This is a genomic window from Streptomyces sp. CO7 (assembly GCF_053474865.1).
Genome location: NZ_JBRIOU010000002.1, coordinates 901,580 through 908,951 on the forward strand (window position 1 = coordinate 901,580; position 7,372 = coordinate 908,951).

The window sequence follows — 7,372 nt, forward strand, 5'->3', positions numbered from 1 at the left end:
AAGAGACATTCCCCCCCGCCCCCCGAGCCCCCCCCCCCCCCGCCGCCTCCGCCCCCGCCGAAGCCGCCCACCTCGCCGAGCTGGGCCAGCAGCTGCGGGTGGACAGCGTGCGCGCCGCCGCGGCCGCCGGGTCCGGCCACCCGACCTCCTCGATGTCGGCGGCCGACCTGATGGCCGTGCTGCTGGCCCGCCACCTGCGCTACGACTTCGCCAACCCCGGCCACCCCGGCAACGACCGCTTCGTGCTGTCCAAGGGCCACGCCTCGCCGCTGCTGTACGCGGCGTACAAGGCCGCCGGAGCCATCGACGACCAGGAACTGCTCACCTTCCGCCAGCAGGGCAGTCGCCTCGAGGGTCACCCCACGCCGCGCCGGCTGCCCTGGGTGGAGACCGCCACCGGCTCGCTGGGCCAGGGCCTGCCCGTGGGCGTGGGCATCGCCCTGTCCGGCAAGCGGCTGGAGAAGGCCCCGTACCGGGTGTGGGTGCTGTGCGGGGACAGCGAGCTGGCCGAGGGCTCCGTGTGGGAGGCCGCCGAGCAGGCGTCCTTCGAGCACCTCGACAACCTCACCGCCATCGTCGACGTCAACCGGCTCGGCCAGCGCGGCGAGACCCGCCACGGCCACGACCTGGACGCCTACGCGCGCAGGTTCAAGGCCTTCGGCTGGCACACCGTCGAGGTGGACGGCCACGACCCCGAGGCGATCGAGCGGGCGCTGGGCGAGGCGTCCTCCACCGTCGGCCAGCCCGCCGTCGTGCTGGCCCGCACCCTCAAGGGACGCGGCGTGTCCGCGGCCGAGGACAAGGAAGGGCTGCACGGCAAGCCGCTGAAGGACGCCGAGGCGGCCGTCGCCGAACTCGGCGGCGAACGCGACCTGCGGGTCGAGGTCAGGGGACCCCGGGAGGCCCCCGCGAGGCCCGCCCCGCGCACCGGCGCCCCCGAGCTGCCGCGCTGGGACAAGGGCGAGGAGGCGGCCACCCGGGACGCCTACGGGGCGGCCCTCGCCGCCCTCGGCACCGCGCGGGGCGACGTCGTCGCCCTGGACGGCGAGGTGAGCGACTCCACCCGGGCCGAGGCCTTCGCCAAGGAGCACCCGGAGCGGTTCTTCGAGTGCTACATCGCCGAACAGCAGCTCGTCGCCTCCGCCGTGGGACTGGCCGCGCGCGGCTGGGTGCCCTTCGCGTCCTCCTTCGCCGCGTTCCTGAGCCGCGCCTACGACTTCGTGCGGATGGCGGCGGTCAGCGACTCCGGCATCAACGTGGTCGGCTCGCACGCGGGCGTGTCCATCGGCCAGGACGGCCCCTCGCAGATGGGGGTGGAGGACCTGGCGATGTTCCGGGCGGTGCACGGCTCCACCGTGCTCTACCCCTGCGACGCCAACCAGACCGCCAAGCTGGTCGCCGCCATGGCGGACCTCACCGGCATCCGCTACCTGCGCACCTCGCGCGGCAAGGGCGCCGTCCTCTACGGCCCCGACGAGGAGTTCCCGGTCGGCGGCAGCAAGGTGCTGCGCTCCTCGGACGAGGACCGGCTCACCCTGGTCGCGGCCGGCGTGACCGTCCACGAGGCGCTGAAGGCCGCGGACGAACTGGCCGGCGAGGGCATCGCGGTCCGGGTGGTCGACCTGTACTCGGTGAAGCCGGTGGACCGCGAGACGCTGCGCAGGGCCGCCGCGGAGACCGGCTGCCTGCTCACCGTCGAGGACCACCACGAGGAGGGCGGCATCGGCGACGCGGTCGCCTCCGCGTTCGACGACGGGGCCCCGCCGCCGCGGCTGGTGCGGCTCGGCGTGCGGTCCATGCCCGGTTCCGCGAGCCCCGAGGAGCAGCTGCGCGAGGCGGGCATCGACGCGAGCTCCATCGCGGCCTCGGCACGCCTGCTGACCGAGCAGGGCGTCACGGGCTGAGGCCCACCCGCCCCCGTCGGACCGACACGAGGTCGACCCATGTGTGAAGCGGCCCGACGGGGGCTGTCACGGGAAGTCCGCAACGGCGTCCGGTCGGTGTGCATCGGGAGGTTTGCCGTCAGGGTCACCGGTCATCCGCACTCACAGAGGTGGCCATGACGAACAAGCAGGAAACCGAAGACACCGAAAAGGCCGAAGACACCGAGAAGACCGAGAAGGCCGAGAAGACCGAGAAGAAGGAGCCGGAGCAGCGCCGGCCGCGACCCGCGGAAGTGCTCCGTGAGGCGCGGGGTCAGCTCGAGGAGCTGACCGGGATGGCCGCCGAGTCGGTGTCGTCCTTCGAAAGGACCCAGGACGGCTGGTCGTTGCAGGTGGAGGTGCTCGAACTGGAGCGCGTCCCCGACACGATGAGCCTGCTGGGGACCTACCAGGTCGACCTGGACCCGGACGGCATGCTCACCGGCTACAAGCGCATCAGGCGCTACGAACGCGGACGTTCGGACGGCAACCGCCGCTGACCGCGGCGCACCGCGCCCAGGACGTTCGCCCGACTTCCCGTGACAGGGCAGGGGCCCGCATGCCTTGCGGAGCCCTGCCCGGAAACAGTGAGGAGCACTCGTGACGGTTGTACCGGCACAGCAGAGCGGTGGTGGGGGCGGCAGCAGCGGCCTCTACGACGTGCTTGAACTCGTCCTCGACCGGGGCCTCGTCATCGACGCGTTCGTTCGCGTCTCCCTGGTCGGCATCGAAATCCTGAAGATCGACGTACGTGTCGTCGTCGCGAGCGTGGACACGTACCTGCGTTTCGCCGAGGCGTGCAACCGCCTCGACCTCGAATCCGGGCCGCGCAAGAACCCGGGACTGCCGGACCTCGTCGGCGACATGCAGGAGAAGGGCGCCCACGGCAAGACCAAGGGCGCGCTCTCGGGAGCCGCCGACAGCATCTCCGACGCCTTCCGGCAGGGCCGCGAGGGAAGCAAGGAACCCGCGTCGTCCCGACGTAAGGAGGACGAGAAGTGAGCACCTACGTCTACGGGATCGCCTCGGCGTCCCACCCTTCGCTGCCCGAGGGCATGGGCGGCGTCGGCGACCCGCCGAACCCGGTGCGGTTGCTGAAGGAGGGCGACCTGGTCGCCGTGGTCGGCGACGCGCCGGAGGACCTGCGTCCCAAGCGCCGCGACCTCCTGGCCCACCAGACGATCCTCGCCGAGGCCGGCGCCGGCGGCTGCGTGCTGCCGATGCGGTTCGGCAACGTCGCACCCGACGACGAGTCGGTGCTGCGGGTCCTGTCGGAGCGCTCCGCGCACTACGGGGAGCGGCTGCGCGCCCTGGACGGCAAGGCGGAGTACAACGTCAAGGCCAACCACGACGAGGAGGCCGTCCTGCACGTGGTGATGGCCGAGGACGCCGAGGTGCGCTCCCTGGCCGAGGCCAACCGGCAGGCCGGCGGCGGCAGCCACGACGACAAGCTGAAGCTCGGCGAGATGGTCGTCGGCGCCGTCAAGGCCCGTGAGGAGATCGACGCGACCGCGCTGCAGCAGGCGCTGGAGCCCCAGGCCGCCTCGATCGCCACCGGCGCCGACTCCTCCGGCTGGATCACCAACCTGTCCTTCCTGGTGGACACCGCGACCGCCGACCGTTTCATCGCCGCGGTGGAGGAGTTCCGCGAGGCGAACCCGCACGTGCAGCTGCGGGTCAACGGGCCGCTGCCGCCCTACAGTTTCGTGGAACCCGGCCCTGCCGACCACGCGCAGGACGGCGTGCAGACGGCCGGCACGGCTGTGGAGTGACGCCGTGGGACTCCTCTCCCAGGTGCTGCTGCTGCCGTTCGCACCGGTGCGCGGCAGCGCCTGGGTGATCCGCCAGGTGATGCGCGAAGCCGAGCGCATCTACTACGACCCTGCCACTATCCGCGCCGAACTGGCACGTCTGGAGGAGCAGTTGGAATCAGGCGAGATCAGCGACGAGGAGTTCGACCGGCGTGAGGACGAGCTGCTCGAGCGGCTCGAGGCCGCTGCCGGAGTGCAGCAGGGTGGAGGTGGGTTCGGATGAACGCGCATCGCTGGGAGATCGGGCTCGCGGCCACCGCCGGCTACGTCGTGGGACGCACCCGGACGCTGCCGCTCGTGGTGGCCGTCGCCATCGTGCTGGTCGGCCGGGACGAGCCCCGTGCCTACCTGGCGGACCAGGGGCGGCGGCTGCTGATGGAGGGCGTCCGCACCGCCGGTGCCGCGACGGCCTGGTGGGACGACTCGCTCGTCCGCAAGATGTTCACCCGCTCGTCGCACGACGACGGTGAGCTTCGCGCGGAGCCGGACGAGGACGAGCTCTCCGCCGAGGAGGCAGGCCGGCACGAGATAGAGCCGGCCTGAGCGACCCACGGGCCGCCGCCCCGCCGCCGTCCGGGACACGCGTGTCCCGGGCGGGGGAACTGGAGCGGCGGCCCGGGCTCGTGCAGGGTGGGAGTACCGGACCCGCGCCGGCGGAACCCGGGCCGTCTGCTCCGGCGGAACCCGGACCGCCTGCCCCGGCCCCCACGGCGAGAAGGAGAGACCATGAGCGGACTGCGGTACGTCTACGCGGTCTGCCGCCCGTTCGAGGCGGCGCTGCAGGCCCAGCTGGCGGGCGTGGCCGGCTCCCCGCCGACCGCCGTGCACCACGAGGGCCTGGTCGCCGTGGTGAGCACGGTGCCCGCCGCGGAGTTCGCCGAGGAGCCGCTGCGGGGCCGTCTGGAGGACCCCTCGTGGCTGACCGCCACGGCCAGGGCGCACGAGCAGGTGATCGACGCCCTCACCACCGTCACCACTCCGCTGCCCCTTCGGTTCGCCACCGTGCTGCCGGACGACAGCGCCGTGCGGGTCCTGCTGGAGACCCACGCCGCCGAGATCCGCGCCGTGCTCGACCGGCTCGCGGGCCGGGTCGAGTGGAGCGTCCGCGTCTACGCCGGAGCGGAGCGCGACGCCGGGCGGGCCGGACACCTCGCCGCCCGCCTGCACGAGGAACTGCGCGCCGCCGCCGAGGACACCCGGATGCGCCCGACCCGCATCCTCAAGGTCACCGAGGCCGAGGAGAGCGCCTGGGGGCGCAACCTCCTCGACGCCGCCTACCTGGTGCCGCGCCGGCAGTCCGGCGGCTTCGTCGAAATGGTCGACAAGGCCCGCGAGGCCCTGCCCGAGGGCGGGGTGAAGGTCCACCTGACCGGCCCGTGGGCCCCGTACTCCTTCTGCTCCCTCGGCGGAGGCCAGTGACCGGGGCCGACCGGTCCTGGCCGCGAGCCGATCAGCCCGCCACGCGGCACAGGATCTCGCCGTGCGGCACCGTGAAGCGTCCCTCCGGCCGGCCGCCCCACTCGCGCCACGCCTCGCCGATCTCCGCGAGGTTGTGCTCGCCGGCCAGGCCCAGCTCCCGCACCCGGTCCGCGTAGACGGGCGCCAGCGTGCGCTCCGCCCACAACGTCCCCCACCAGGCGCGCTCCTCGGCGCTCGTCCACACCCACTCCGAGGAGGTCACGGCGACCTCCTCGAAGCCCTCCGCCTCCGCGGCCCAGCCGGCCAGGAAACGACCCGCGTCCGGCTCGCCGCCGTTGGCGCGCGCAGTGCGCCGGAAGAGCTCCTGCCAGCGGTCCAGGCCGGGTGAGACGGGCGCCCAGCTCATCGCCCCGTAGTCCGAGTCGCGCGCCGCCACCACCCCACCGGGCCGGGTCACCCGCCGCATCTCCCGAAGAGCCGTCACCGGATCCCCGACGTGCTGGAGCACCTGATGGGCGTGCACCACGTCGAACTCGCCGTCCCGGTAGGGCAGCGCGTGCACGTCGCCCACCGCGAACTCCAGGTTCGTCACCCCCCGTCGCGCCGCCTCGGCGCGCGCGGCCTCCAGCACCCCCTCCGCGTGCTCCAGGCCGACGACCCGGCCGCCGGGGACCAGCTCCGCCAGGTCGGCGGTGATGGTGCCGGGGCCGCACCCGACGTCCAGCACCCGCAGGCCCGGGCCGAGCGAACCCAGCAGGTAAGCGGCCGAGTTGGCGGCCGTCCGCCAGCGGTGCGAGCGGAGCACCGCCTCGCCGTGCCCGTGCGTGTACACCGCGGTCTCCTGTGCCCTGCCCATGCCGTGCCCCCTCCGGTGAAGTACTGCCGACGGACGCCACGCTAACGCCTCTGCCCGCATCATGAGATGTGCGTCTCATGATGCGGGCAGAGGGTGGGTGGTCGACAGTACTGGCGCGGGTCAGGGCATCGGGCGGTACACCGTCAGCACGCGCGGCAGCTTCCGCAACGTCACCGCGCCCTCCACGCGGGTGACTTCACCGTCGTACGCCAGCAGGGTGCCGGGCGAGACCCGCTCGATGTGCAGGTGCGGCACCTGGACGGCGGCGTGCGCGGGGGAGCGGGTCAGCGGGCCGGCCAGCGCCGCGGACAGCAGCCGCAGGGCCGGGCGCCGGCCTCCGTGCACCACCCGGACGTCGAGCTGCCCGTCGGCGAGGTCCAGACGCCGGCCCGACATCACGCCCATCCGGTGATAGGTGCCGTTGCCCGCGAACAGCAGCCACAGCGGGTGCGTCCGGCCCTGGATACGGGCCTCCAGCGGGTGCCGGTCGGCCCGCAGCACCCGCGCCGCCGCCAGCACACCGGCCGGCCAGCCGCCGATCCGCGGCGCCCAGTGCTCCCGTTCCCGCACCAGCTCGGGGTAGATGCCCAGGCTGCAGGTGTTGAGGAAGATGCCCCGCCGCTGCTCGGTGGAGAACATGCCCACGTCCACCTGGACGGCGTCGCCGCGCTCCAGCGCGCGGGCCAGCCCCCGTGCGTCCTCCACACCGAGGTCGTAGGCGAAGTGGTTGAGCGTCCCGCCCGGCAGCACGGCCAGCGGCAGGTCGTGGCGCAGCGCGATCCGGGCCGCCGCGTTGACGGTGCCGTCCCCGCCGCAGACGCCCAGCACCCGGGCCAGCGAGGCGGCGCGCTCCAGCTCGTCCTCCAGCGCCTGCGGCTCGCACTCGACGATCTTGGCCAGCGGGAGCGCGGCGCGGATGGCCTGCGCCCGCTCGGAGCTGCCGGAGGCGCTGTTCACCACCATGATCAGCCCCGCCCCGTGGGTGAGCGAGGGGGCGGCCGCGCGCGGCCGGGCCGGCAGCTTGCCCTGGTCACGGGTCGGCACCAGCGCCCGCGCCGCGCACGCGGCGCCCACGCCCAGAGCGGCCCCGGCCAGCACGTCACCGGGGTAGTGCACGCCGGTGTACACCCGGGACAGGGCCACCGCCCCCGCCAGCGGGGCCACCGCAGCGCCCCAGCCCAGGGACTCCATCGCCACCCCCGTCGCGAAGGCCGCGGCCGAGGCCGAGTGGCCGGAGGGGAACGAGGTGGTGTGCGGCTGCTTGTCCAGCCTCCGCACCAGCGGCACCACGTCCAGCACCGGCCGGGCACGGCGCACCGACCACTTGCCGACCGTGTTGATGGTGGCCGACGCCAGCGCCAGCG

The 7,372-nt window shown here is 73.9% G+C and carries 9 protein-coding genes; 7 read left to right on the plus strand and 2 right to left on the minus strand.

Annotation, left to right across the window (positions count from 1 at the left end; translation table 11 throughout):
• The first annotated feature begins 80 nt into the window (after positions 1–80).
• The 7 genes from ACOV8S_RS06100 (at position 81) to ACOV8S_RS06130 (ending at position 5,152) form a co-directional block, all read left to right on the plus strand.
• Positions 81–1,904, plus strand: a complete 1,824-nt coding sequence (locus ACOV8S_RS06100; RefSeq protein WP_448317376.1) for a transketolase — start codon at positions 81–83, stop codon at positions 1,902–1,904.
• A gap of 155 nt (positions 1,905–2,059) precedes the next feature.
• A complete protein-coding gene (locus tag ACOV8S_RS06105; protein ID WP_448316515.1) occupies positions 2,060–2,422 on the plus strand; it encodes a gas vesicle protein GvpO in 363 nt (120 codons plus the stop codon).
• A 100-nt stretch (positions 2,423–2,522) separates the two neighbouring features.
• Complete coding sequence (locus ACOV8S_RS06110) at positions 2,523–2,924, plus strand: gas vesicle structural protein GvpA (RefSeq protein ID WP_448316516.1); 402 nt, start codon at positions 2,523–2,525, stop codon at positions 2,922–2,924.
• Positions 2,921–3,694, plus strand: coding sequence for a GvpL/GvpF family gas vesicle protein (locus tag ACOV8S_RS06115; protein WP_448316517.1), 774 nt, complete (start codon positions 2,921–2,923; stop codon positions 3,692–3,694). Before ACOV8S_RS06110 ends, ACOV8S_RS06115 begins: the two co-directional genes overlap by 4 nt.
• Before the next feature lie 4 nt (positions 3,695–3,698).
• Entirely contained in the window at positions 3,699–3,956 is a 258-nt protein-coding gene (locus ACOV8S_RS06120) for a gas vesicle protein GvpG (RefSeq protein ID WP_448316518.1), read from the plus strand.
• A complete protein-coding gene (locus ACOV8S_RS06125) occupies positions 3,953–4,276 on the plus strand; it encodes a hypothetical protein (RefSeq protein ID WP_448316520.1) in 324 nt (107 codons plus the stop codon). The genes ACOV8S_RS06120 and ACOV8S_RS06125 overlap by 4 nt, the downstream gene beginning before the upstream one ends.
• 183 nt (positions 4,277–4,459) lie before the next feature.
• A complete protein-coding gene (locus tag ACOV8S_RS06130; RefSeq protein ID WP_448316521.1) occupies positions 4,460–5,152 on the plus strand; it encodes a GvpL/GvpF family gas vesicle protein in 693 nt (230 codons plus the stop codon).
• A 31-nt stretch (positions 5,153–5,183) separates the two neighbouring features.
• Here ACOV8S_RS06130 and ACOV8S_RS06135 read toward each other — a convergent pair whose 3' ends face one another.
• Positions 5,184–6,008, minus strand: a complete 825-nt coding sequence (locus ACOV8S_RS06135) for a class I SAM-dependent methyltransferase (protein ID WP_448316522.1) — start codon at positions 6,006–6,008, stop codon at positions 5,184–5,186.
• A gap of 120 nt (positions 6,009–6,128) precedes the next feature.
• On the minus strand, positions 6,129–7,372 hold a 1,244-nt coding region (locus ACOV8S_RS06140; RefSeq protein ID WP_448316523.1), incomplete at its 5' end, for a phosphatase PAP2 family protein.

Bases quoted from the DNA above. Each gene is read 5' to 3' on its own strand.
- ACOV8S_RS06105 (WP_448316515.1), top strand. From the start codon at position 2,060: ATGACGAACAAGCAGGAAACCGAAGACACCGAAAAGGCCGAAGACACC.
- ACOV8S_RS06125 (WP_448316520.1), top strand. From the start codon at position 3,953: ATGAACGCGCATCGCTGGGAGATCGGGCTCGCGGCCACCGCCGGCTAC.
- ACOV8S_RS06130 (WP_448316521.1), top strand. From the start codon at position 4,460: ATGAGCGGACTGCGGTACGTCTACGCGGTCTGCCGCCCGTTCGAGGCG.
- ACOV8S_RS06135 (WP_448316522.1), bottom strand. From the start codon at position 6,008: ATGGGCAGGGCACAGGAGACCGCGGTGTACACGCACGGGCACGGCGAG.